Origin of the sequence: Ursidibacter maritimus (assembly GCF_009761395.1) — a bacterium.
Taxonomy (GTDB): domain Bacteria; phylum Pseudomonadota; class Gammaproteobacteria; order Enterobacterales; family Pasteurellaceae; genus Ursidibacter; species Ursidibacter maritimus.
Genome location: NZ_LEKN01000012.1, coordinates 70,167 through 95,511, shown reverse-complemented (window position 1 = coordinate 95,511; position 25,345 = coordinate 70,167). Strand labels below are relative to the sequence as shown.

Here is a 25,345-nt window from a genome sequence, read left to right as displayed (position 1 = left end):
AAGTTGCTTGTATTAACGAAAATTTAATGCACAATAAAGCTTATCTATTCATTTGATTAAGGAAAGTAAATGTTTGATTCATTAGTTGTGCAATTTGTTGTACTTTGGGCGGTAATTGACCCTATTGGTTCAATTCCTGTTTATTTAGCGAAAACGATTGGGTTATCTCCAGAAGATCGCCGTAAAATTGCGCGTAACGCAATTTTAATCTCATTTGGGATTTTACTCTTTTTCTTGGTGATGGGACAATGGTTACTTGAAGCAATGCAAATTCCATTATCCGCATTCCAAATCGCAGGTGGTCTAGTTCTGTTACTTTTTGCATTATCAATGATCTTCGGGGAAGGAAAACCTGATCAAGAAATCAAAATTCGCAGTAACTTAAGTGAATTAGCGGTATATCCATTGGCGGTACCTTCCATTGCATCACCAGGGGCGATGATGGCTGTGGTATTATTAACGGATAATCATCGTTACAGTCTTTCTGATCAATTTATTACAACAGGGATAATGTTGTCCGTATTGGTTATTACTTATTTACTCTTTTTAGCTGCAAATCGTATTCAACATTTAATTGGTAATGCGGGTGCGGCGATTATTAGTCGAGTAATGGGCTTAATTTTATCTGCGGTTGCGATTAACAATATTTTACTAGGGTTGCGTGATTTTATCTCCCAAGTTTCCAATACACCATTATCTTAATCTATTGATTTAAAAGGGCGTGTTGGATACGTCCTTTTTCACTTTTAAAGAGAAAACAATGTCATTACTTCCACTTTCACAAGCACTTGAACAAATGCTACAAGAGTTGCCTACACCTAACAAAATAGAGCAGATCTCACTCGATCAGGCAGCGAATCGAATTTTAGCTGAAGATATTTTTTCGCCGATTAACGTCCCTCATTTTGATAATTCTGCAATGGACGGTTATGCGGTCAATTTGCAAAATTTTTCCATTAACCAACCGCTTACGGTAATTGGAAAAGCCTTTGCAGGTAATCCCTTTACTGACGAAATAGGCGAAGGGCAGTGTGTTCGCATTATGACAGGGGCAGCTATTCCAAAGGGAACAGATGCTGTTGTAATGCAAGAAGAAACAAGTCTTAATAATGATGGTTCAGTCTGTTTAGCTCGTCAGCCTAAGCACTTGGAGAATATCCGCCAGCAAGGCGAAGATATTCAACAAGGGCAGTTAGTCTTAGCGAAAGGGAGCAAATTAGATGTAACAACCCTACCACTTCTCGCCTCATTAGGCATTGCACAGGTAAACGTTTCTCCACGCATTAAAGTGGCGATTCTTTCAACAGGCGATGAGCTAGTTAGTGTAGGAAATCCGCTCAAATCGGGGCAAATTTATGACACCAACCGCTTTGCCGTATGTTTAATGCTGGAAAAATTAAATTGTGAAATTACGGATTATGGCATTTTACCTGACGATCCAATCCAATTTGAAAATGCGTTTCTAAAGGCACAACAACATGCAGAGGTATTGATCACCAGTGGCGGCGTTTCTGTTGGGGAAGCGGATTTTACCAAAGACGTTTTAGAGAAACGCGGGCAAATTGGCTTTTGGAAAATCGCAATGAAACCTGGCAAACCTTTTGCTTTTGGGCAGTTAAATTCAGAAGATACGGATAATAAAACCTGGTTCTTTGGCTTGCCGGGTAATCCTGTTTCGGCATTGGTTACGTTTTATCAATTAGTTCAACCAGCGTTAATGAAATTAGCGGGTTGTTCTGCTGAAAAAATTGCAAATTTCTCGCCAAATCTTACCGCTTATGTTGCGACTCCATTGAAAAAGGCGGTTGGACGACAAGATTTCCAACGGGGTTTTTATCGCGTCAATCCACAAGGCGAATTAGAAGTCAAACCGATTGGCAATCAGGGATCACATATTTTCAGTGCTTTTAATGAAAGCAACTGCTTTATTGTATTAGAACAAGAGCGTGGTAACGTTGCACAAGGTGAAAAGGTTACCATTCAGCCATTTAACTTTTTATTGAAATAAGGGGCAACAATGCAACTATTAACCGTAGGCGAACAAGCGCCACAATTTACACTATTAGATCAAAATGCCGAAGCTGTTTCTCTTGCACAATTTCAAGGAAAAAAAGTATTAGTCTATTTCTATCCTAAAGCACTTACCCCAGGTTGTACGACTCAAGCCTGTAGTTTAAGAGACAGCAAAACTGAACTAGATGAATTGAATGTCGTTGTACTTGGTATCAGCCCAGATTTACCGAAAAAATTACAACAGTTTGTTGAAAAGAAAGCGTTGAATTTTACTCTGTTATCTGACCCCGATCATCAAATTGCCGAAGCCTTTGGCGTATGGGGCGAGAAAAAATTTATGGGAAAAACCTACGATGGCATTCATCGCATCAGCTTTTTGCTCGATGAAAGCGGTAAGATCATCGCAGTTTTTGACAAATTTAAAACTAGTGAACATCATCAACTGATTGTCGATTTTGTAAAAGGGCTAGAAAATGGCAAATAAAGCAATTTTTTTAGATCGAGATGGCACAATCAATGTTGATTACGGCTATGTGCATCAAATTGACGATTTTCACTTTATTGATGGCGTGATTGATGCGTTGCTTGCCTTAAAGAAAAAAGGGTATTTACTGGTACTCGTAACGAATCAATCGGGGATTGCACGTGGCTATTTCAGTGAAGATCAGTTTTTACAACTGACGGAATGGTTTGATTGGTCGCTTGCTGATCGTGGTGTGGATTTTGACGGTATCTATTATTGCCCACATCACCCTGAAGGGAAGGGCGAATATCGAGAAGATTGCGATTGCCGTAAACCTAAGGCGGGAATGTTCACCCAAGCTATTCGAGATCTGAATATCGATCCAGCTCAATCTGTAATGGTAGGCGATAAATTAGAAGATCTATTAGCCGCAGAAAATGCTGGCGTAAAAACAAAAATTTTAGTGAGAACAGGTAAAGCGGTTACTGCCGAAGCTGAAGCTAAAGCAGACAAAGTGTTAGATAGCTTGGCGGATTTACCTAAATTTATATGATATTACACTCTTTTGAGGTTTGTCTTGCTTAATAATCTGAGACGCCACGCTTGGCGTCTGAATAAAACATTTTCTCACCAATCTATTAAGATGAAGATGGCACTTTAGTTATTTAAACTACTTATTTCCCCCTTTAGCAAGGGCAAAGCGTAATAAACTATCTAATCCCCAACCAATTAGCCCAATAATTACAACAGCAGCCATCAATTCTGAATAAGCAAGACGATCTCTTGTATCGAGTATGAAATAGCCTAACCCTTCATTTACCCCAAGCATCTCACAAGGTACTAATACGACCCAAGCAATCCCCATTGAAACTCTTAATCCTGTTAAAACGTGGCTACCAATCGCAGGTACAACGATTTTACATAAGGTTTCTGTTTTAGAGGCTGCCATTGAACGACTAAGTAACAGCCATTGTGGATCAATGCTTTTCACGCCAGCCGTAGTCGAAATAATTAAAGACCATACCGATGCAAAAGCCAGTAAGAAATAAACGGGTAAATCCCCTACACCGAGTAGCATTACCACAATCGGCATCCACGAAAGCGGAGAGATCATTCGTAATAATTGAAAAGATGGCGTACACCACATTTCTAATTTTTTAGAAAATCCTAACGCAAGTCCAAGAGGCACACCAACGAGCAATGCAGTGCCTAAGCCCACCGCAATTCGCCGTAAACTTGCCGTAATGTGCGGAATAATTTCGCCTGATGAAAATAACCACCAAAGGCTTTCAAATGTTGCTTGGGGAGCAAGATTAGTCGCAATCGGCACACTTTTTGCTAGTAGCAATGCTCCCCCTTGCCAAATTGCAAATAATGAGAGCAATCCACCCGCTCCCAATAGGTATTTTTGTTTCATAATTATCCTTATCAAACCGATTAAATCGCAATTTCTTCTACACGAGTCCAACCGTTTTGTAAGTTAAAGGTTTCTAACCAACCACCTTGCTCTACGGCTTTTTTCACGAATTGTGGAGCATTTAGATCTCTAGCAACTTGGCTCGGATCAAGTTTAGCTAAGAAAGCATTATTGCCTGAGATATGTGTTTCTTTCAGCACTTCTACCAATTTTTCCATATAAGAATCAAAAGGATACGGTTGGAAACCAATACGCTCTTGGTGCCATTCAGGGTGCTGAATTGCACCAGTTTTGATATAGTTTGCCCATTGTTGTTCTGTTGGTGCAAGCACTGCTTCTAATACTTTCTGATCGTGCGGAGTATATCCGTTGCCACGAGAAAGAATTTTAGCGGTTTCTAAACGATCATTTAAGGTAAAGACTTGGGCTTCTGTTAAAGCATTAACAACTTTCTGCACCCATTCAGGACGCTCATTCACATCTTGTTCGTGCATAAGTGTTAAGCAACAAGCGTGATTACGCCAAACATCGCCACTAAAACGCAACACTTTACCAACATTCTTCGCTTCAGCCAGTGCATTGAATGGTTCTGCCACAATAAAGCCAGCAATATTACCGCTTGCAAGTGCTGCAACCATATCAGAAGGTGGCATTACCGTTAATTTAACTTCATTCGCTTGAGGTTCTTTTTCGGTAACAGAAAGATTATTTGCCCTTAATAATTGCTGTAACACAATGTTATGAATGGAATACCAAAATGGAATCGCAACCGTTTTTCCACCTAATTCCGCAACGCTGTTAATATCAGGGCGAACAGTCAATGCCGAGCCTGCTAAGTGATTCCACATCACGACTTTAACAGGTGCATTTGAGCCATATTTTGCCCATAAACTCATTGGAGAAAGTAGATGAACAACATTCACATTCCCACTTAAAAAGGCTTCTACTAATTGAGCCCAGCTACGAAACATAACAGGTTTTTCGACCGCAATACCTTGCTTTTCAAATAGACCTTTTGCGTGAGCAACTAATAATGGCGTTGCATCGGTAATTGGTAAATAGCCAATGCGTAATGGTGCGTTACTATCAATTGCTCGTTTATTTTCTTGAGCTTGTAATAACGGAGCACTGCCTGCTACGGTAAATAAACTTAATAATTTTAAAAAATCTCTACGGTTGGTGTACATTTAAAACTCCTGTTAAATAAGGTATTCAAGGCTATTATGTTGTTTATGCTGTTGTTGGCTTGCTTGTAAAGTCTGCAAAATATCAAGACGAATATCATTTAATAACAATAAGTTATCTCGTGGAAATTCACTGACAATTTGCCATCGTCCAATAATATGAGCAGGTTGTTGGTTATTTTTTCCTAACAATAGAATGTTGTCCGCAACAATTAAGGCTTCATCTATATCGTGAGTAATCATCACCGCAGTTGTATTATGATGACGCACAATCTCGTGTAGCATTTGTTGCATTTGCTCACGAATTACGGGGTCAAGTGCAGAAAAAGGCTCATCTAATAAAATCAACTTAGGTTTACGAGCGATCGCTCTGGCTAAATTAACTCGTTGTGCCATTCCCCCTGAAAGTTCGTGTGGCATTGCATTACTGGCTTCTTTTAAACCGACTTCCTCAATGGCTTGTTCAACTCGTTGTTGAATTTCACCTTTAGACAGCTTTTCACGACAGGCAAAATCTAATCCAAAGGCAACATTTTGTTTTACATTTAGCCAAGGAAGCAGAGAGGGAGATTGAAATACGAAACCAATTTCCGCATTAGGTTGCTCAATTTGTTGATCAAACAGAGTAATAGAGCCTTGTTTGGCTTTATCTAAACCAGCAAGTACCCGTAGTAGTGAGGATTTTCCTACACCACTAGAGCCTAGTAAGCAAGTTAGTTCTCCTTGAGCAACTTCAAAAGAAACCTTTTCCAAAATGGTATTGAATTGGTTCTGTTTTACATAGCCGAGAGCAATATCAGTTACTTTTAACACAGGTTGTTTATCTCAATGAATATCAAATAATGGTTACATTAAGGAATAATGGACAAATAAGGAAAGAATCTCAAATTCTGTTATATGCTAATTTGGAATAAAAAATCTTATATCAATTAGGAATATAAAAATAACTTTGGTTATTTGTGGTACTTAAGAAAAACATTACTATTTCAACTAGTTAAAAGTTATAAAACATTGGGAGTTAAGATGTCATTATTATCTGCTGATTTTGTGCAATGGCTAGATGCACACGCAAATGAGCTAGACCAATCTAATCAATATGCCGATGAGTTATTTTCTCGTGTCGCACAACAAGGTATTTTTAAAATTGGTGTGCCAGAAGAGTTTGGTGGCGTAGGCGGAACGGTACAACAAGCGGTTGAATCTATTCAAGAAATTGCAAATCATTCCTTAACCGCAGCATTTATTACTTGGGGGCATAGAACCCTTATCCAAAATTTAATTACAAGCCAAAATAGCATACCAAGAGAAACCTACTTAGCCGATCTACTGGCAGGGAAATTATCGGGCGGTACAGGTTTATCAAATGCCGTAAAATTCCTAACAGGTATTGAAGAATTGCAAGTCAAAATTGTTGAAAAAGACGGAAAGTGCTATTTACAAGGGCGTTTACCTTGGGTAACGAATTTAAGCCAAAAAGGTTTTGTTACCATTTTTGCGGCGGAATATGCTGATGGATCTAATCCCCCAGTGGTATTAGCATTACCTTATAATGCTGAGGGAGTAACTCGCACAGCAGAGCTACAATTAGTTGCTTTACAAGGCAGTAATACAGTAGGTGTTGTATTAGATAATGTCCCACTCAACCCAGATTGGATTTTAGACTATAATGCTTCGCAATATTTAGCTCAGATCCGCCCTGCATTTTTAGGTTTACAATGTGGAATGGCATTCGGTTTAGCTGAAAAAGCCCTAGCTGAAGTAGAAAAATCCTTATCGGGTAATCGCTCTGTATTGGAACCAGAATGGCAAGCTCAACGAGATCAACTCACCGCATTACAAACACAGCTAGCAGAAGGGTTAAATCAAGCACATTATTTTATTGAAAATCCGAAAGCATTATTTCAAATTCGTATTGATATTGTTGATGTTGTTGCACAAAGTTTACTGTTAGAATTACAAGCATCAGGCGGAAGAGGATATTTACGCAATGGAGGTAGTGACTTTATTCGCCGTTGGCGAGAAGGGGCGTTCCTACCAGTCGTAACGCCTAGTGCTTTACAGCTTAAAACGATTTTACAAGCGGTAAGTTAATCTTTATTTTTTACATTTTCATTTTATATAGAGGTCAGAATGTCTAAATTTCAAATTCACACTATTGAAACAGCACCAGAAGCAGCAAAAGAGGCGTTAAAAGCGGTGCAACAAAATAACGGATATATTCCAAATTTAATTGGCGTACTTGCAAATGCACCTACGGCATTAGAAACTTACCGCACCGTTGGGGCAATCAATCAACGCAATAGCTTAACCCCAACAGAGCGAGAAGTGGTACAAATTACCGCAGCAGTGACTAACGGTTGTGGTTTCTGTGTGGCAGGGCATACCGCAATTTCTATTAAGCAGATCAAAATGCCTGATGAGTTATTACAAGCACTACGCAATACCACTGAAATTAGCGATCCAAAACTAAACACACTAGCAAAATTTACCCTTGCGGTAATCAACACTAAAGGTAAAGTGGGTGAAACATTACTCAATGAATTTTTAGCGGCAGGTTACACCCAACAAAATGCGTTAGATGTTGTACTTGGCGTGAGTTTAGCGAGCTTATGTAACTATGCGAATAACCTTGCAGATACACCTATCAACCCAGAATTACAACCTTATGCGTAATTAACTTATTGGTTTTCTGGTAATAAAATAAATGGACACACTGTGTGTGTCCATTACGCCAAACAAATTAAGCTTTATCAGAAATCTCAATAAAATTAGAAATCCATTAACTCTTTTTCTTTATCCGCTAAAATCTCATCGACTTTCTTAATATAAGTATCAGTGATTTTTTGGATATCTTCTTGTGCTTTACGCTCTTCGTTTTCGCTGATTTCTTTCTCTTTTTCTAATGCTTTGATTTTATCATTTGCATCACGACGCACGTTACGGATTGCCACTTTGCCTTGTTCGCCTTCGCCTTTTACAATTTTGATTAAATCACGACGACGTTCTTCTGTTAATGGTGGAAGTGGCACACGAATGGTTGTGCCCGCAGAAGAAGGGTTTAACCCTAAATCTGACGTTAAAATTGCTTTTTCTACTGCACTGATTAACGAGCGGTCGAAAACGGTTACCGCTAATGTACGAGCATCTTCTGCGACCACGTTTGCTAATTGACGTAATGGCGTAGCAGAACCGTAATAATCGACTTGAATGCCATCTAATAAACTTGGTTGAGCACGACCTGTACGAATTTTAGAAATATGGCCTTTTAACGCTTCAAGGCTTTTTTCCATACGGTCTTGCGTATCTTTTTTAATTTCATTGATCATTGTTTTGTCCTTTCAATAAAGTGAGATGAATGATAAATCGTGCCGATTTTACCTAATTTCCGCCATTTTTCCTAGTGTTAAGTATGGGGCATTGTGATAGACTTCATTCGTTTGATCGATAACAAGCGGTCAGATTTACCCATTTTTTTGCAAAAGGAGCAATTATGTATCAGCAACAGATTTTGGCAGAGCTTCAAGAAGCAGCAGAAGTATTAGATAAATTTATCAAAGATGAAAACAACCTGAATTTAATTCAACAAGCAGCATTACTGATTTCAGATAGCTTTAAACAAGGCGGAAAAGTGCTTTCTTGCGGTAATGGCGGTTCACATTGTGATGCAATGCACTTTGCAGAAGAACTGACAGGGCGTTATCGTGAAAACCGCCCAGGTTATCCAGCGATTGCCATTTCAGACGTTAGCCATTTAAGCTGTGTCAGTAACGATTTTGGCTATGAATATGTTTTCTCTCGTTATGTTGAAGCGGTAGGGCAAAAAGGCGATGTATTATTTGGCATATCGACATCGGGCAATTCGCAAAATGTGTTAAATGCCATTGACGCAGCGAAGAAAAAAGGAATGAAAGTGATCGCTTTAACCGGTAAAGACGGTGGAAAAATGGCTGGGCTTGCCGATGTTGAAATCCGAGTACCCCATTTCCGCTACGCAGATCGTATTCAAGAAGTACACATTAAAGTCATCCATATTTTAATGATGTTGATTGAGTTTGAAATGGCGAAATCGGAATAATCAAATCAGGGGCTAGTATTAGCCCCTAATTTATGTGTGGAAGATCAAACCTAATTTGACCTTAAATTCCTTCCGCCCCAATCCATTTTGTCTGTTACACTGATTTTGATTAAGTAAGACATAAATTCCCCATTATTCACCCATTCTTTATCGTGAATTGCCAGATCAAGTCTGATCTTATACATAAATATATTGATAGCGGTTCTACACTGTATTCTCTGATTTATCCCAATGTGGTTCTCATAAACAATTCAATGTCATCAAACTGTCACATTCCCTTGATAAACTGCCTGCGTTCTATAAAAGAACCTTTGATTACCTTCAGGAGATATTATCTATGAGTAAACCATTATCATTGAAAACAACAAATGCAGAAGATATTTGTAATGATTCGGAAAACCTTGCGTTTTCTCAAGTTTTAGATTGTCATCTTTCTCGCAGAAAATTATTGCAATCGGGGGCTGTATTAGGTTCTGTGGCAATGATGCCTTCGCTTAGCTTTGCCAAAACAGCACCTACTTTCGAAAGGGCAACATCTTTAGGATTTACCAGTGTCCCTTTTTCAACAGAAGATAAAGTTATTGTACCTAAAGGCTATACGGCAAGGGCATTTTATAAGTGGGGAGATCCTGTCGGTATAGTGGGCAATATGCCAAAATTCAAATTTGATGCGTCCAATTCAGCGGAAGAACAAGCCGCTCAAGCAGGTATGCACCATGATGGAATGGCATTTTTTCCTTTACCTTATGGTTCAAACACCGCAACACATGGCCTATTAGCAATGAACCACGAGTATGTGGACAATGGTTTATTGTTTAAAGACGGTATCGAAAATTGGGATTTAACCAAAGTGCGTAAAAGCCAGAATGCAATGGGGATTTCAGTCGTTGAAGTTAAACGAGAAAATAATGAATGGAGTGTGGTAATGCCTTCGTCATTTGCTCGTCGAATTACACCGCATACTCCTATGCTCGTAACAGGTCCTGCTGCGGGTAATGATTTAATGAAGACTGCAGCCGATCCAAAAGGTATAGTGGTACTCGGTACAATGCAAAACTGTGCCAATGGCAAAACGCCTTGGGGAACTTATTTAACTTGTGAAGAAAACTGGAGCGATATTTTTGTTAATCCAAGCAATAATCTAACCGCATTGGAAAAACGTTATGGCATTAAATCTAAAGAGAAATCTTACCTTTGGAGTAAAGAAGATGAGCGTTTCAATACTGAAATTAATCCCAATGAGCCAAATCGTTTTGGCTGGGTAGTGGAGATTGATCCTTTTAATCCAACTTCGACCCCTCGTAAACATACGATGTTAGGCCGTATTAAGCATGAAGGGGCTGAAATGGTCATCACGCCAAACGGACAAGTCGCCGTTTATATGGGAGATGACCAACGCTTTGAATATATCTACAAATTTGTCTCCAAAAATCGTTATAAAGAAGGAGATCGGGTTGCGAATATGCGCTTGCTTGAAGAAGGAACGCTCTATGTCGCAAAATTCAACGAAGATGGCAGTGGAGAGTGGCTACCACTTGTGTTTGGACAAAATGGTTTGACTCCTGAAAATGGTTTTGCTGACCAAGGTGAAGTGTTGGTCAAAACTCGTATGGCAGGTGATGTATTAGGGGCGACCAAAATGGATAGACCTGAATGGATCAGTGCCGATCCATTTGAGTCTGGCAGTCTTTATTGTACCTTAACCAATAATAGTGAAAGGGGTAAAGAAGGCAAACCTGGTACTGATGCCGCAAACCCTCGTAACAACAACCGTTTTGGACATATTATTCGTTGGAAAGAGAAAAATGGTGATGGCACTGAATTAAGCTTTAAGTGGAACATTTTTGTATTAGCAGGAAACCCAGATTCACCCAAAGAGGAACATAGGGGCAACATTATGGGGGATATTTTCGGTAGCCCAGATGGCTTAGCTTTTGATTATCGAGGCGTACTGTGGATTCAAACGGACGTTTCTTCTTCCAGATTGAATGAAAAGGAATACGCTGGTATGGGGAATAATCAGATGGTTGCAACTATTCCAGGGACTGGTGAATACCGTCGTTTTCTGACCGCTCCAAATGGCAGTGAGGTTACGGGAATTGCCTTTACACCAGACAATAAAACCCTATTTATTAACATTCAGCACCCAGGTGAGCCGAAAGATGGAGATAGCGATCCGCTAAATCCAACAGCAGTGTCTAGCTGGCCAGATGGTCACAGCAGACCAAGAGCTGCCACAGTGGTAATTACAAAAGATGATGGCGGTGTAATAGGTAGTTAATTTACAGACGATCTAACCTAATCTGACAGTGTCTGTTTAAAATTACAGTATCTGTCAGATTCATTTGAGCTTCCATACTTTTCCTTTCAAATCCGTTTTTTATCAAGCAATAATCTATTTTTTTGTAATAATAAATTTACAATCTGTTTTGTTATATATACAATGCCGCTGTTTTTTTAATTTTAGAGGTTTGTATGAAAAATAAAACATTTGGTAGTACGCTTATTGTTGCAGGTACAACAATTGGTGGCGGTATGTTGGCAATGCCATTAACATCAGCAGGTATTGGGTTTGGTTTTACCATGGTGTTATTGGTGGGGTTATGGTTATTACTCTGTTTTAGTGCGTTGTTATTTGTAGAACTGTATCAAACAGTTGACAGTGATGCAGGTATCGGTACATTGGCTGAAAAATATTACGGCACATTTGGGCGAGTGGTTTCCACTGCGGTGTTAATCATTTTCTTGTATGCGATTTTGTCAGCTTATGTCTCGGGGGGTAGCTCATTATTAGCCGCATTTTTACCCACAATTTCGGATGCAGAAACCACCACACGCATTGCAGGGGTTTTATTTACCCTGCTGTTTGGGGTATTTGTTATCGTTGGCACAACCAGTGTTGATGCAGTCAATCGCCTGTTGTTTACCAGTAAAATCTTGGCTTTCTTATTGGTGTTAGTTTTATTGTTACCTAAGGTTTCCGTAGAAAACCTATTAGAAATGCCGATTGATAATGCTTTATTGATTTCAGCCAGCCCAATTTTCTTCACCGCTTTTGGCTTTCATGGCTCGATTCCAAGTTTAAATAAATATCTAGACGGGAATGTAAAAGCCCTCCGCATTTCGATTTTAGTCGGGACAGCAATTCCGCTCGTGGCTTACATTTTATGGCAGTTGGCAACTCACGGGGTATTAAGCCAAACAGAATTTTTACAAATCTTAGAAAAAGACCCAACATTAAATGGCTTGGCGGAAGCCGCAGCACAGATTACCGGCAGTTCCATTATTGGTGCAGTGGTTAGAATTTTCTCCGCACTTGCCTTGATCACGTCATTCTTAGGCGTAGCACTTGGTTTGCTCGAAGCTTTAGACGATTTATTAAAACGTGTAAACATTCAGGCAAACCGAGCAACATTAGGGGCAATGACCTTTATTCCGCCAATGTTATTCGCCTTCTTCTACCCACAAGGATTTATTGCGGCATTAGGTTATGCAGGGCAGATGTTTGCCTTTTATGCGATTGTGTTACCAATTGCGATGGTATGGAAACTTCGTTCCCAATATCCAACATTAGCTTACCGAGTAAAAGGTGGGAAGGCATCACTACTCACTGCGTTAGTGATTGGTGTGTTTATCGTGATTGTGCCTTTCTTAATTGAACAAGGGTTATTACCGAAAGTAGTTGGTTAATTTGTTCATTTCATCGTTCGGACACACGCAGTGTGTCCCTACCAAAATCATAACCAATTGAAAAATAAAAAATTTATTTCGTGGTGTAGGGACACACTGCGTGTGTCCGTCTATCAAACATAACAACTAATCAAATAAATAGCCTTAACTTATCACGCCAAATAAAACTGACAAAAGGCGAAAAAAAAGCCGATATCAACATAATATCGGCGGAGGTCTTTACCTAAGAAATGAAAAAAACTTGCTACACGGGTTTAAGCATTTAGCGAATGGTAAGACTAAGGCATTAAAAAAAAGTTCAAAAAATTTATAAAATTTTATTCTTACCATTACACAACCTGTGTTTGAATACACAATATCAACGATAGATTTGCAAAAAAACCAACTAATCTCACCGCTTGTAGCACCTGTTCCATTGTGCTAAATCCATTTAATTGCACAACAAAAATCCGTATCCGTAATCGCACAGCTCATTTTTTCTTTGGCATTAATTGTACAGCGTTTGAATGATACTTACACAACGCTGACTTTTTTTACTTTACCTTTTCACTATCGCAAAGTAGGCAATTCTATCTGAAAATCCTATTAGAGCCATAATTGACATTTACTGGTTTGACTTCTACAATTATTAGGTTGTATTTGTGATAGATCTTTCTATTGCAAATATCCAAAACAAGCATAAACGGGTGTTAAACCTTATGTTTATAGCATTGTAGAGTGGGTAGTCAAGCTGTACTACCTGTGTGTATTTGAATAGCGTAAAAACTGCACTATTCAACATAACTGAGTTCTAGAAAACTAGAACAATAAAAAGGTTATTTTTATATGAATAAAATATTCCGAGTGATTTGGAACCACTCAACGCAAAGTTGGACTGCCGTTTCAGAATTATCAACGGCAAAGGGTAAAACCAAATCATCTTCTTTAAGTAAAGCAGCAGCTGCGGTAGCGTTAGCGTTTGCGGGTGCAGATGCATTAGCCGCAAACCATGTGAATGCGGATAATACTGGTGCTAATGTTACTGTACCAGATGTAGTCGTCCGCCAGTATTATGTGGATCCAAAGTCGGTGAATGAGAAGGATCCAGCTTCAGTAGCTGCAGCACCAAAAAAATCGGTCGCCACCAACTCATATACCGTTTATGGTCAAGATATTAAGGTTGAACCACAGACTCCAGACCATATAGGCTCTGAATTCAAAGCTGGGTCTATGAGAACTGCAGCAGAGGCAGAAAGAGATTCCCAACCTGTCGTGCTGGTTGGGCAAGGCATTCAAGTTATTGACTCTTACCCAGATAAGCCGGGCCCGGAGGGGGAGGCTAGTCGTGGCAAAAGCCATAACCTAACTAATAGTGCAATATTTGGTATCAATGTAACTGCAACTGGTTATACCAAGGCGAGAAATCTACTTGTTACAGGTAGTAATATTTCATTAGATGCTAACGACGTTACTCTCTTTGGCCGCGATGATAATGTATCAGGGACTGGCAGTGCAGTCTTTGGTAATAATATTTCGTCACAAGGTAATTACAAACTTGTGATGGGTAACAACATCACAGCTAAAGGGGGAGATTATCACGTCATCCTTGGTAACAATCTACTAGTGACAAATGACGTTAAAACCTCTCATCTAAACAGACGCAACCCTGCCAATAACTTTTTTAATGGTGGCGTATATCACCCAGCTTTCGATAAGTATTCTGCAGATAATGATACATTTAGCTTTGTAGATGGGGGCGGTGCATATAACTCACAAGCAGGGGTGCTGATCGGTAATTATGCAGCAATGAGCCGTGGGGGCACTGTCGTTATTGGTGATGGTGCTTTTGGTGAAGCATTGTCGACCACTGTCGGCTCTATGGCGTACGCTATGGCCATTGGCAGTATGGCGATGGGCGAAGGTACATTTTCTGGCGGTAACTCTGCAATGGCCATCGGTCGTCAAGCAGCAGTACAAAAAGGTCGTGACTTTGGTATTGCCATCGGTGGTACTGCGGCTGTTCAAGGATTTGGTGCGACAGCCATCGGTCAGTCGGCTACGGCAAAATCCCTACAGTCCATCGCCATCGGTGGATCGGATTTCCTGACCGCAGCGTCAACAACGAGTCCTAGCGTTGGTCAGCAGTTCGCTACCAAATATAACGCAGACACTACCATTGCGGACGGCGTTCAGTCGGTGGCATTGGGTGTACAAGCTGTATCCACAGGCAATCATTCATTGGCCTTTGGTACAGAAGCTCAAGCTGTCAGCGATCTAACCATCGCTCAAGGTCGTCAGGCCAAAGCAGAAGGTCTGCGTGCAGTGGCACAAGGTGCATTGGCGACAGCCAATGGCACAGAAGCCTTGGCAAGCGGTGCCAGAGCCAGAGCATTGGGCAACCAATCAACCTCAGTGGGTGCAAACAGCTTCGCTTCAACAGATAACAGCATCGCCATCGGTAATAATGCTGTCGCTGGCACAAACAAAGAGCAAATCCAAGCCGCTCGTGAAGCCTTGGACGCAGCTGAAGCAGCAATGCTTGTAGCCCAAAAAGAATACGCCACAAAACTAGAGATTCAGCAAGAAGCTGCAGCAGAGAAAGTTTCATTCAGGTTTAGTAAAGGTCCAGCGGCTCCTGAAACAAAAGCGGCTCAGGCAAAAGAAGATGCGGCTAAAGTAGAATATAACACAGCTAAGACAGCGTTCGAAGCTAAAATTGCTGACTTCAAAGCTAAAAAACAAGCCTACGATGCCATCGCTCTGACCAAAGGTCAGAAAAAAGATGCCATCGCCATCGGTACAGGTTCGACTGCTGCTGGTGAACAATCTATCTCAGTAGGTTTTGGTAACGTAGTTACTGGCGACAACTCTGGTGCATTCGGTGACCCATCATTCATCAGTGGTAACGGTACTTATGCTCTAGGTAACAACAACGGTGCCGAAGGTGCTCCAGTCGCTGCCAACAACGCAGGTGTGTTCGGTAACAACAACAAGATGAATGGCGGCGGCGAAGAAAGCCGTATTGTGGGTAATAACAACACCGTAAACGTTGCTAACACTTTCGTGGTAGGTAACGATGTAACTGCTACTCAAGCCAACAGCGTCATTCTAGGTAACGACTCTACCGACCGCCCAGCGACAACAGAAAACACCGCTACTGTGCGTACTTATACCTACAGCGGTTTTGAGGGGAAAGGTGCTCCAGATAAAGGCGTGGTGAGCGTAGGTGCTAAAGGCAAAGAACGCCAAATCATCAACGTAGCGGCAGGTAATATCTCTGCAACTTCTACCGATGCCATCAACGGCTCACAGCTATATCTAGTGGCTGATCGTATCGAGCAAGGTTTCAATGTTAGTCAGCGTGGTGAAAAAACCAACGCAGTAGCGAACATCATTCCAACCGAAAACATCGACTTCTCAAACGGTACATTGACTGTAGCGACTGTTACTGCTGATGGCGACGGTGCGAAAGTAGTGTATGATGTGGCAACTCAAAAACTAGCCACAGAATCAACTGATGGTAAAGCGAAAGTTAGCCCAGATGCAGCTACTGTTGCTGGTAACAATCTTGCTGCTTCAAATCCAAATGCATTGACCACTGCTCAAAACGTAGCTGATGCGATCAACGCAGCAGGCTGGAAAGCTGGTAACAATGATGGTACTTCTGCTGGATTTATCAACCCAGGCGACCAAGTTAACTTCACTAACGGCAAGGGTACAACCTCTACCGTAACTGCCAACGACAAAGGTGGCGTGAACGTTACTTATAACGTTGATTTCGGCACACTTAATGTTGACAGTGGTGTAGGTACTGCAAGTGGCGGCGCGCCAAATAAAGTAGCGACCACTCAAGACGTGATGAATGCCGTAAACAACGCTGCGTTCTTCGTAAACTCTGGTCAAACAGGTACAGGCACAAACACAGGCGGTAATCCTGCCAAAACTGCTGTAAAAGCAGGTGATGAAGTCAAATTCATCGCAGGCGAGAACATCAACATCGCCCAAAATGGTAAAGAATTCACCATCTCTGCCAAAGCCTCAGGCTCTGCTGGCGGTTTGAAAGTTGGTACAGATCCTAATCTGTCTGTTTACCCTATCAATGGCGAATTTCACATCCAAGGCGATCCTACGTCATTCACTACCACATCAATCAATGCCAACGATGGCAAGCCAGTCATCAATGTCAAAACCACACAGGCTAATACGCCAGAGGTTGGCAGAACAGGTTCTGTTATTGCACCAAATGCAGCGACAGGCTTGGTCAATGACAAAGTGCTTGCTGAAGCAATCAACAACTCAGGTATCCGCATCACAGTGGATAAAGCTGCTGATACCACAGGCACATCAACAGGCCGTAACACAGACAACGTCGTTCGTCCGGGTACTTTGGTTGAGCTGATCGCAGGCGATGGCGTGGACATCACTCAAGCCAGCAATAAGTTCACCATTTCAACCAAACCACAAACGCCACAAACCACTACGTTGGATGTGAATCCTGAAACCGCACCGAACAACCCTGGTAAAGTGGCAACACCTACCAATGGCGACAGAATGGTAAATGCGACCCAAATCGCTAATGCCATCAATAACAGCGGTTGGACACTGGGTAACAACACCGCCAAAGTTGGCTTCATCAACCCAGGCGACAGAGTGAACTTTGTGGATAGCGACAGCGTAACTTCTGACGTAAAAGACAAAGGCAATGGCGTATTTGATGTGACATTCAATGCCAAGACCGCTGCCCCAACCATCGGTGACAATGGTCAAGCCGTTAAACCAGCAGCAGGCACAAGCCTAGTCAATGCCTCTACTTTGGTTGATACTGTAAACAACGTTTCTTGGACACTGCAAGAAAACGGTGCAGAAAAAGACAAAGTCACTGCAGGTAATGTCGTGAACTTCGTGAATGGCACAACCACCACTGTTAACATCACCACAGCAGGCGATGTATCGACTGTGAAAGTAGAAGTGAACGCTACTAAATTTGTTGCAGACAACAAAGGTGACGTGACTAACAACACCAATGGTACAGCAACAACAACCAACAAGGCAGATGCTCCGAAACTTGCAACCACAAACGACGTTGTAAATGCAATCAACAATTCAGGTTGGATCGCAACTTCTGGTAAAGCTGAAGGTGGTGAGTCTGAAACTGCAACCGAAGAATTGGTAAATCCAGGCGAAAAAGTAACACTTAAAGCAGGTAAAAACCTGAAAGTGGTACAAGCGGGTGCTAACTTCACGTTCTCAACGCTAGATAACGTAACATTCACCAATGTAACAGCGAACGAAGTGAAAGCTGGCCCTGTAACCATCAATGCTGCTGGCATCGATGCAGGTAGCAAGCCAATCACGAACGTAACAGCAGGTGTTAACCCAACTGATGCAGTAAATCTTCAACAGTTGAACGCAACTAAAGTTGACGTGGCTGCAGGTACAAACGTTGTTTCTGTTGTTGCAACACCAAACGCAACCACCGGTGGCACAACTTACACCGTAAATGCTAAAGATACGAAAGTTCAAGCTGCTCAAGATAGCTTGGCGAGTGTGACGGCAACTCCTGCAGGTGCGGATAACATCACTACTTACACTGTGGATGTGAAAGCTGCTGATGTGGTTACTGGCACTAAAGGTGACATCATTGTAGAAGGCAACAAAGCGAAAACTGATAATGCAGATGACACCAAACTTGCAACCACAAGCGACGTTGTAAACGCAATCAACAACTCAGGTTTCACGCTAAAAACTTCTAAAGTTGATGGCGGTGAGAAACTTGCTGGTGCTGATGAAGTCATCAACCCAGGTGATGAAGTTGAATTGGTGGCAGGTAAGAACCTAACTGTTAAACAAGAAAACGGTAAAGTAACTTACGCTACCAAAGAAGATGTATCGTTCACTTCTGTTCAACTAGGTGCGCCTAATGCTGCTGGTGCTGTAACTGGCCCTAAATTGACTGCTGACGGCGATAACATCAAAGTATCTAAAGCAGACGGCACAACACCAACCACCATTACCAACGTTGAAGGCAACCTAAACGGTGCGAAGACTGGTACAACCGCTCCAACTACCACAGGTGTAGCACCTGCTGACGTGAACAACAGCAATGTTGCGACCGTAGGCGACGTGTTGAACGCAGGTTTCAACCTACAAAACAATGGTGGTGAAAAAGACTTCGTTAAAGCCTTTGATACCCTAAACATCAAAGACGGTGGCAACACTCAAGCTGTGGTTGACGTAACCAACGAAGGCAAAGTAAGCAACATCTCTGTAAACGTAGTTGGCTTGCCTGTTCAATATACTGACGCAAATGGCAAACCAGTAGCGAAAGTTGGCGATAAGTTCTACACCGTAGATGCAGAAGGTAAACCAACTACTAATGAAGTTGCTCCTGAAGAGTTGGTAGCAAACGTTATCAATCCTACCGCTAAGCCAAACCAAAAAGGCGATGCGACTACTTTGGGTAACGTAGTAAGTGGCTTGAAGCCTTACACCGCAGCTGATGCTCCTGACACCAAGAAAGCTGCTGCAGGCTTGGTAAATCTTGCTAAAGATGCACCAAATGCTCCATCAGACAATAACGTAGCCACTGTGGGCGATATCCGCAACATGGGCTGGGTAGTTTCTGCAGGCGATACTTACTCTGAAGCGGTGAAAAACGCTAACGAAGTGAAATTCGTAGGCGACACAGGTGTAACCGTAACTGGTGAAACTAAAAACAATGTTCGTGAAATCAAGATTGCATTCAATGCAGCTGCTGATGCAGGTGCTGTAACGAACAATGCAAATGGTACAGCGACAACTACTGATACCAAAGAAGCACCAAAAGTTGCAACCACTCAAGATGTTGTTAACGCTATCAACAACTCTGGCTTTACAGCGACCATCGCTCGTGACGATGAAGCGTTTGACGACGAAGCGGGTAAAAAAGACTACCTAGTCAAGCCAGGCTCAACTGTGAAACTTCAAGCTGGTAAAAACTTGAAAGTGAAACAGAAAGACGGTGAGTTCACCTTTGCAACCAAAGACGAGCTAGAAGCTGATAAAATTACCTTGAATGGTAAACCAGGTACTAACGGTACTGATGGTCAACCAGCTCCTGCACAGCCTGCACCAAAAGCTGACATCACTGTCGTGAACGGTCCTGTAGGTGTGGATGGTCTAGGCTCTGACGGTAAACCAGGTGAAACCAAAACTCGTATTGAATACGTTCCTGTGAACCCAGACGGCACTAAAGGTGAACCTGAAAAAGTGGCTACCTTAAACGACGGCTTGAAGTTCCAAGGCAACAACAATACTGACGCTCCGATTGCTAAGAAACTAAACGAAACGCTTGACATCGTTGGTGGTTCTACAGATAAAGACAATGTATCTGATAAGAACACTTACGTTGAAAACAAAGGTGGTAAGCTGACTGTTAAGTTCGCTGATCGTCCAGAATTCACAGAAGTGAAATTGACCAACAATGGTAACAACGTAAATCTAGCTGCTGATGCTGTTAAGCCAAATACTTTGGTAGTTGGTGGTAAAGATAATGCACCTGTTACCATTACTAACATAGCAAGCAACTTGCCGGAAACGGTAAACAAAGGCGACACTAAAGCAGACGGTTCAAAAGCTGATGCTCCGACCACTGCACAAAAAACGCCTGATAATGTTGACAGTATCAAGAACAACGCTGCAACTGTAAGCGATGTATTGAACGCAGGTTTCAACCTACAAAACAACAAGGAAGCGAGAGACTTTGTTAAGCCTTACGACACCTTGAACTTTGTAAATGGTGGCAACACTCAAGCAGTGGTAGAAACTGATGCAGACGGTAAAGTAAGCAACATCTCTGTAAACGTAGTTGGCTTGCCTGTTCAGTTTACTGACCCAGCTGGTAACCCAGTAGCGAAAGTGGGTGATAAGTATTTCCGCGTTAATGCAGATGGCAAACCAAGTAACAGCGAGGTTAAGCCTGAAAACTTGACTACTAACCTAATCAACCCAGCAGCCGCTCCAAACGAGAAAGGCGAGCCTGTAACATTGGGTAACGTAAAAAGCAATGTTCCATTATTGAACGAAGATGATGACACAGCTCCAGATCAAGGCTTGTTAGATCTTCGTAACGTATATGCACCGACTGGTGAGCCTAACCCAATCGCAAGCAACGCTGCGACTGTGGGCGACCTAGCACACCTAGGTTGGGTAGTGACTGCAACTGACAATGGTTTCGGTAGCCAAGTACGTAATGCTGACAAAGTGAACTTTGTAGGCACAGGTCTTGCGACTGTCACTGGTGACGTTAAAGAAGGCGTAGCGACCATCACTGTTGATGTGAATGCTCAAGACGTCGTAGAATCTGCTCAACAACCTGTTGTGTACAGTACTGCTGACGGTAAGAAAGTATTCAAAGCTGGTGATAAATTCGTAACTGCAGACGGTGATGTTGTTGAACCTAAAGACGTGATTGCGTCTATGAACAACGGCAGCAACCAAACAGCTCCGACTAAGCTAACCAACATCGCTAGCAGTATCAGCAGCCCAGAAAACCAAGCTAAACCATACTTGGAAAACTTGAAAAACGCAGCTGAAAATCCATTGACTGTAAACAACGCAGTTAACGTAGGTGACTTGAACAATGCGATTCAAAACACCGGCTTTAACTTGACAGCTAATGGTAAGGATTCAAGCAAAGTTGGTCCAAATGCAACTGTTGATCTGAACAATACAGATGGTAACATCAAGATCACTAAAGACGGTAACAATGTAACCTTCAACCTAGCACCTGTTGTTAAGATTGGTGGCGACAATAACAAAGTTACCATCGATGGCGATAACGGTACTATCGGTGGCTTGAGCAATAAGACCTTCGATCCGAATAACTTCGTTTCAGGTCAAGCAGCGACTGAAGATCAGTTGGGTGATGTGTACAATAAGTTGAACACAAGCATCAACAACAGTGGCTTTAACTTGACTGGTAAAGCGAATGGTGGCGAGTTTGAAGACAAGTCAACTGATAAGCGTATCGGCAAAGACGACAGCTTCACCTTGAATGCTGGCAACAACATCAAAGTAACTCAAATCGACAACGGTTACGAAGTATCGTTGAAAGATAAGATTGAAGTTACCGATGTTCAAGTTGGTGAGAAAGGTGCTGACGGCAAACCAGGTAAAGATGGTACTGTGGGCGTAAACGGTAAAGATGGTTCTTCTGTTGTATTGAACGGCAAAGACGGCTCTATCGGCTTAACTGGTCCTAAGGGTGCTGACGGCAAAACTCCTTCTGCGAACATCAAAGTTGTTGATGGTCCTGCAGGTGTTGACGGTCAACCAGGTGAAACCAAAACTCGTATCGAATACGTTCCTGTGAACCCAGACGGCACAATGGGCGCTCCTGAAAAAGTAGCTACCTTGAATGATGGTCTGAAGTTCGTTGGTAATGACGGTAAAGTTGTTACTAAGAAACTGAACGAAACCCTTGATATCGTTGGTGGTGCTAAAGCAAATACACCTGTAAGCGATAAGAACACTTACGTTGAAAACATAGACGGTAAGTTGGTTGTTAAGTTTGCTGAAACTCCAGAGTTCAAAGGCGTAAGTCTGAAGAATGGTGACAATGTGGTTAATATGACTACAACAGCACCGAACACCTTGACACTAGGCGATAACAACGCTCCTGTAACCGTGAACAACGTAGCAGGTAACCTACAAGGTGCGAAGACTGGTACTACTGAGCCTACCACTTCTGCAAGCTTCCCAGCAGCAAATGTGAACGACATCAAGAACAACGCTGCAACTGTTGGCGATGTATTGAACGCAGGCTGGAACTTGCAAGGTAATGGCGCAGCCAAAGACTTTGTGAAGCCTTATGACACTGTGAACTTCAAAGACGGCAAAGGCACAACTGCTAAAGTTGATACTTCTGCTGACGGCAAAGTAAGCAACGTTACATTTGACGTGAAAGCTGTTGACGGTAAAGGTACAACTGCAACCGTAACCAACGAAGGCATCAAAGTTGACGTGAAAGCTGTTGACGGTAAAGGTACAACTGCAACCGTAACCAACGAAGGCATTAAAGTTGACGTGAAAGCCGACAATACTGGCAAAGGTACTAACGTAACTGTTGGTCCAAACGGTGTTAAAGTTGACCTTAAAGTTGATGGCGATTCAATCACAGTTGACGACAATGGCAACTTAGTAGTGGCAGCACCTAAGACCACGACATTGACACCAAATGCAGATGGTACAGTGTCTGCACCAACAGATGCCGCAGAAGCAGCTAAAGTGGTTAATGCAACAACTGTAGCGAATGCTATCAATAAGTCTGGCTTTACACTAACTACATCTGAAAACGGTGGTAAGAAAGATCCAGCATCTACTGGTGCTGAAGTTATCAACCCTGGTAAGAAAGTTGATATGGCTGCAGGTAAGAACTTAACTGTTAAACAAGAAGCTAACGGTAAAGTAACTTACGCAACTGCTGATGATGTAAGTTTCAACAAGGTTGAGGCGACAGAAAGCATTGGTATTAAAGATGGTCCTTCTATGAGTACTACTGGCATCAACGCAGGCAACAAAGTTATCAGTAACGTAGCACCAGGTGTTAAAGATACTGATGCTGTGAACGTAAGCCAATTAAAAGGCACTGTAAACAACGTTGCTAACCAGTTAAACAACAAGATCAACCGTCAAGGTAAAGATCTTCGTGCTGGTATCGCTGGTGCGAACGCTGCGGCTGGTTTACCACAAGTTTACATCCCAGGTAAATCAATGGTAGCGGCTTCTGCAGGTACATTCAAAGGTCAAAGCGCAGTTGCAGTGGGTTACTCACGTGCATCTGACAACGGTAAACTTATCTTGAAACTTCAAGGTAATGCGAATACCCGCGGTGACGTTGGTGGATCTGTAGGCGTTGGTTACCAATGGTAATAATGCTTTAGTCTAACTGACTAATGATAAAAACCCCCTTTCTTCTGAAAGGGGGTTTTTTTATGGGATTTATTGTATTTAATAAGCGTAAACACACAGTGTGTCCCAGATTATTGACAAAGTCTGTTTTAATTCGGACGCACTCAGTGCGTCCCTACAAGAAAAAATATAACTAATTGAAAAATAACCAATTTTATTTTGTTATGTAGGGACACACTGAGTGTGTCAGAATGAAAACGCTAATTTGAAGTAAAAAGCAATCAGATCTTATAAAGGTTCTATGGCCGAATGAAGATTTTTTTAATGGCTAGGGCAAATCATATTTGCCCCAAACTGTAAAAAGAACTGTTTTGTATTCGATAGGTATGGTTGAAATGGCTATTTTACCGCAATCATCGATCCAAAATTAAAGCATTGGAACCATAATTCTGTTTTAGAAAATCCGACTTGTTGCAAGCGGTTTTTATGGGTTTCGATGGTATCTGTTCGCATTACATTTTCAAGAGCGGTTCTTTTTTGGCTCACTTCTAGCTCGCTATATCCGTTTGCTCGTTTGAAAGTATGGTGCAAATCAATCAATAACTCATTGATTGTTTCATCTTCAAAGGTGAATTTTTCTGAAAGCACTAATATGCCGTTGGGGTTTAATCCTTGATAGATTTTGCGTAGCAGTACAAGACGATCTTCAGGCGGAATAAACTGCAAGGTAAAATTCAAGACCACCATTGAGGCATTTTTGATCTCAATTTGGCGAATATCATCACATAAAATAGTAACCGGAATATCAGAATGATAAGCGGCTAGATGTTGGCGACAACGTTCAACCATTGGCTCAGAGTTATCTACGCCAATAATAGTGATATTTTGAGCCTGTACGTTACGGCGGATAGATAAGATCCCTGCACCACGAGAGCAACCCAAATCATAAACATTGGAGTTGTCTGTGACAAAACGAGTAGCCAACATTCCAATGGCGGTAATAATGTTAGAGTAGCCAGGAACCGAGCGTTGAATCATATCTGGGAATACTTCTGCAACTGCGGCATCAAAGGTAAAATCGCCTAGTTTTTCAATAGGGGCGGAAAAAATTGTATCTTTTGTCATAGTCTTAAAATGGATTGGGTCAGCAATGATATATCATTGCGGGATTATTATAACTCATCAAAATAACTTTGCCCCCAGGTTTTCTCGGCAAGTTGTAGTAAATTTGCAAAATCTTGGTAGGAAGGCACCGCTTGATCGGCAATTTTATGCCGTTCACTAATCAATTTTTGGCGGAGAGTTTCATACCATTCTAATAAAGAGAGCGGAAGGGGAGATTTTGCCCGTCTGCCTAACCAATATAACCCTTGAAATGGAATACTTAATGCAAACAAGGCGGTGAGTGTGGCATTTGCTGTAATCGATTGTTCAGGATCAGCAAAGCAGTATTGCCAAATAATCGCAAAACACGCAAAAGCAGGCATTACCTTAGAAGCAAATTTGACTAAGCGGATCAATCGATAATCAGGCATAAAAAGGTTAAGTTTTTTCTGATTTGGGAAGGTATTGAGATAATCTTGCCCCGCTTGGAATGTGTTATACATAAATTTCCCATAAGTGAATGAATTGGT

General features: G+C 41.7%; 17 protein-coding genes. 10 read left to right on the top strand and 7 right to left on the bottom strand.

Translation table 11 applies throughout. The features are described from left to right. The first annotated feature begins 69 nt into the window (after positions 1-69). From A1D26_RS02970 to gmhB, 4 genes are read left to right on the top strand one after another with little or no spacing between them, the layout of a single operon-like run. Complete coding sequence (locus A1D26_RS02970) at positions 70-702, top strand: MarC family protein (RefSeq protein ID WP_157402605.1); 633 nt, start codon at positions 70-72, stop codon at positions 700-702. A gap of 58 nt (positions 703-760) precedes the next feature. Then, the gene (gene moeA / locus A1D26_RS02965) at positions 761-2,008 is read left to right on the top strand and encodes a molybdopterin molybdotransferase MoeA (protein WP_157402604.1); all 1,248 of its coding nucleotides are present in this window, start codon (positions 761-763) and stop codon (positions 2,006-2,008) included. A gap of 9 nt (positions 2,009-2,017) precedes the next feature. Continuing rightward, the gene (gene bcp / locus A1D26_RS02960; RefSeq protein WP_157402603.1) at positions 2,018-2,497 is read left to right on the top strand and encodes a thioredoxin-dependent thiol peroxidase; all 480 of its coding nucleotides are present in this window, start codon (positions 2,018-2,020) and stop codon (positions 2,495-2,497) included. After that, the gene (gene gmhB / locus A1D26_RS02955) at positions 2,487-3,029 is read left to right on the top strand and encodes a D-glycero-beta-D-manno-heptose 1,7-bisphosphate 7-phosphatase (protein WP_157402602.1); all 543 of its coding nucleotides are present in this window, start codon (positions 2,487-2,489) and stop codon (positions 3,027-3,029) included. The genes bcp and gmhB overlap by 11 nt, the downstream gene beginning before the upstream one ends. A gap of 117 nt (positions 3,030-3,146) precedes the next feature. Here gmhB and A1D26_RS02950 read toward each other — a convergent pair whose 3' ends face one another. From A1D26_RS02950 to A1D26_RS02940, 3 genes are read right to left on the bottom strand one after another with little or no spacing between them, the layout of a single operon-like run. After that, entirely contained in the window at positions 3,147-3,893 is a 747-nt protein-coding gene (locus A1D26_RS02950; protein ID WP_157402601.1) for an ABC transporter permease, read from the bottom strand. 20 nt (positions 3,894-3,913) lie between these two features. Then, on the bottom strand, positions 3,914-5,080 hold the full coding sequence (locus A1D26_RS02945) for an ABC transporter substrate-binding protein (RefSeq protein ID WP_157394685.1): 1,167 nt from the start codon (positions 5,078-5,080) through the stop codon (positions 3,914-3,916). A gap of 12 nt (positions 5,081-5,092) precedes the next feature. Then, complete coding sequence (locus A1D26_RS02940) at positions 5,093-5,890, bottom strand: ABC transporter ATP-binding protein (RefSeq protein WP_157394684.1); 798 nt, start codon at positions 5,888-5,890, stop codon at positions 5,093-5,095. 210 nt (positions 5,891-6,100) lie between these two features. Here A1D26_RS02940 and A1D26_RS02935 point away from each other — a divergent pair, with 210 nt between their 5' ends. After that, positions 6,101-7,168, top strand: a complete 1,068-nt coding sequence (locus A1D26_RS02935) for an acyl-CoA dehydrogenase family protein (RefSeq protein ID WP_157402600.1) — start codon at positions 6,101-6,103, stop codon at positions 7,166-7,168. Positions 7,169-7,207: 39 nt separating this feature from the next. Further along, positions 7,208-7,750: a carboxymuconolactone decarboxylase family protein gene (locus A1D26_RS02930; RefSeq protein ID WP_157394682.1), complete on the top strand. Its 543-nt coding sequence runs from the start codon at positions 7,208-7,210 to the stop codon at positions 7,748-7,750. 95 nt (positions 7,751-7,845) lie between these two features. Here the strand turns inward: A1D26_RS02930 and frr are convergent, their stop codons facing one another. Then, on the bottom strand, positions 7,846-8,403 hold the full coding sequence (gene frr / locus A1D26_RS02925; protein ID WP_157393890.1) for a ribosome recycling factor: 558 nt from the start codon (positions 8,401-8,403) through the stop codon (positions 7,846-7,848). Positions 8,404-8,567: 164 nt separating this feature from the next. Between frr and lpcA the strand changes: the two genes are divergently transcribed. Then, a complete protein-coding gene (lpcA, locus tag A1D26_RS02920) occupies positions 8,568-9,152 on the top strand; it encodes a D-sedoheptulose 7-phosphate isomerase (RefSeq protein WP_157402599.1) in 585 nt (194 codons plus the stop codon). Positions 9,153-9,202: 50 nt separating this feature from the next. Here the strand turns inward: lpcA and A1D26_RS09685 are convergent, their stop codons facing one another. Beyond that, complete coding sequence (locus A1D26_RS09685; protein ID WP_262508728.1) at positions 9,203-9,337, bottom strand: hypothetical protein; 135 nt, start codon at positions 9,335-9,337, stop codon at positions 9,203-9,205. Positions 9,338-9,489: 152 nt separating this feature from the next. Between A1D26_RS09685 and A1D26_RS02915 the strand changes: the two genes are divergently transcribed. The 3 genes from A1D26_RS02915 to A1D26_RS02905 all read left to right on the top strand — a co-directional run bounded on the left by A1D26_RS02915 (position 9,490) and on the right by A1D26_RS02905 (position 23,732). Continuing rightward, positions 9,490-11,433 (top strand): PhoX family protein, encoded by a 1,944-nt coding sequence (locus tag A1D26_RS02915; protein ID WP_157402598.1) that lies wholly within the window; start codon positions 9,490-9,492, stop codon positions 11,431-11,433. A 194-nt stretch (positions 11,434-11,627) separates the two neighbouring features. Beyond that, positions 11,628-12,842 (top strand): aromatic amino acid transport family protein, encoded by a 1,215-nt coding sequence (locus A1D26_RS02910; RefSeq protein WP_157402597.1) that lies wholly within the window; start codon positions 11,628-11,630, stop codon positions 12,840-12,842. 825 nt (positions 12,843-13,667) lie between these two features. Next, positions 13,668-23,732: a YadA-like family protein gene (locus A1D26_RS02905; RefSeq protein WP_157402596.1), complete on the top strand. Its 10,065-nt coding sequence runs from the start codon at positions 13,668-13,670 to the stop codon at positions 23,730-23,732. Positions 23,733-24,110: 378 nt separating this feature from the next. Here A1D26_RS02905 and cmoA read toward each other — a convergent pair whose 3' ends face one another. Together cmoA and yfbV are read right to left on the bottom strand one after the other, a co-directional pair. Further along, positions 24,111-24,836 (bottom strand): carboxy-S-adenosyl-L-methionine synthase CmoA, encoded by a 726-nt coding sequence (gene cmoA, locus A1D26_RS02900; RefSeq protein WP_157402595.1) that lies wholly within the window; start codon positions 24,834-24,836, stop codon positions 24,111-24,113. Positions 24,837-24,883: 47 nt separating this feature from the next. After that, complete coding sequence (gene yfbV, locus A1D26_RS02895; RefSeq protein ID WP_157402594.1) at positions 24,884-25,318, bottom strand: terminus macrodomain insulation protein YfbV; 435 nt, start codon at positions 25,316-25,318, stop codon at positions 24,884-24,886. Between the last annotated feature and the right edge of the window lie 27 nt (positions 25,319-25,345).

Bases quoted from the DNA above. Each gene is read 5' to 3' on its own strand.
- frr (WP_157393890.1), bottom strand. From the start codon at position 8,403: ATGATCAATGAAATTAAAAAAGATACGCAAGACCGTATGGAAAAAAGC.
- A1D26_RS02970 (WP_157402605.1), top strand. From the start codon at position 70: ATGTTTGATTCATTAGTTGTGCAATTTGTTGTACTTTGGGCGGTAATT.
- bcp (WP_157402603.1), top strand. From the start codon at position 2,018: ATGCAACTATTAACCGTAGGCGAACAAGCGCCACAATTTACACTATTA.
- A1D26_RS02945 (WP_157394685.1), bottom strand. From the start codon at position 5,080: ATGTACACCAACCGTAGAGATTTTTTAAAATTATTAAGTTTATTTACC.
- yfbV (WP_157402594.1), bottom strand. From the start codon at position 25,318: ATGTATAACACATTCCAAGCGGGGCAAGATTATCTCAATACCTTCCCA.
- A1D26_RS02935 (WP_157402600.1), top strand. From the start codon at position 6,101: ATGTCATTATTATCTGCTGATTTTGTGCAATGGCTAGATGCACACGCA.
- moeA (WP_157402604.1), top strand. From the start codon at position 761: ATGTCATTACTTCCACTTTCACAAGCACTTGAACAAATGCTACAAGAG.
- gmhB (WP_157402602.1), top strand. From the start codon at position 2,487: ATGGCAAATAAAGCAATTTTTTTAGATCGAGATGGCACAATCAATGTT.
- A1D26_RS02910 (WP_157402597.1), top strand. From the start codon at position 11,628: ATGAAAAATAAAACATTTGGTAGTACGCTTATTGTTGCAGGTACAACA.
- A1D26_RS02905 (WP_157402596.1), top strand. From the start codon at position 13,668: ATGAATAAAATATTCCGAGTGATTTGGAACCACTCAACGCAAAGTTGG.
- cmoA (WP_157402595.1), bottom strand. From the start codon at position 24,836: ATGACAAAAGATACAATTTTTTCCGCCCCTATTGAAAAACTAGGCGAT.
- lpcA (WP_157402599.1), top strand. From the start codon at position 8,568: ATGTATCAGCAACAGATTTTGGCAGAGCTTCAAGAAGCAGCAGAAGTA.
- A1D26_RS09685 (WP_262508728.1), bottom strand. From the start codon at position 9,337: ATGTATAAGATCAGACTTGATCTGGCAATTCACGATAAAGAATGGGTG.
- A1D26_RS02915 (WP_157402598.1), top strand. From the start codon at position 9,490: ATGAGTAAACCATTATCATTGAAAACAACAAATGCAGAAGATATTTGT.
- A1D26_RS02930 (WP_157394682.1), top strand. From the start codon at position 7,208: ATGTCTAAATTTCAAATTCACACTATTGAAACAGCACCAGAAGCAGCA.
- A1D26_RS02950 (WP_157402601.1), bottom strand. From the start codon at position 3,893: ATGAAACAAAAATACCTATTGGGAGCGGGTGGATTGCTCTCATTATTT.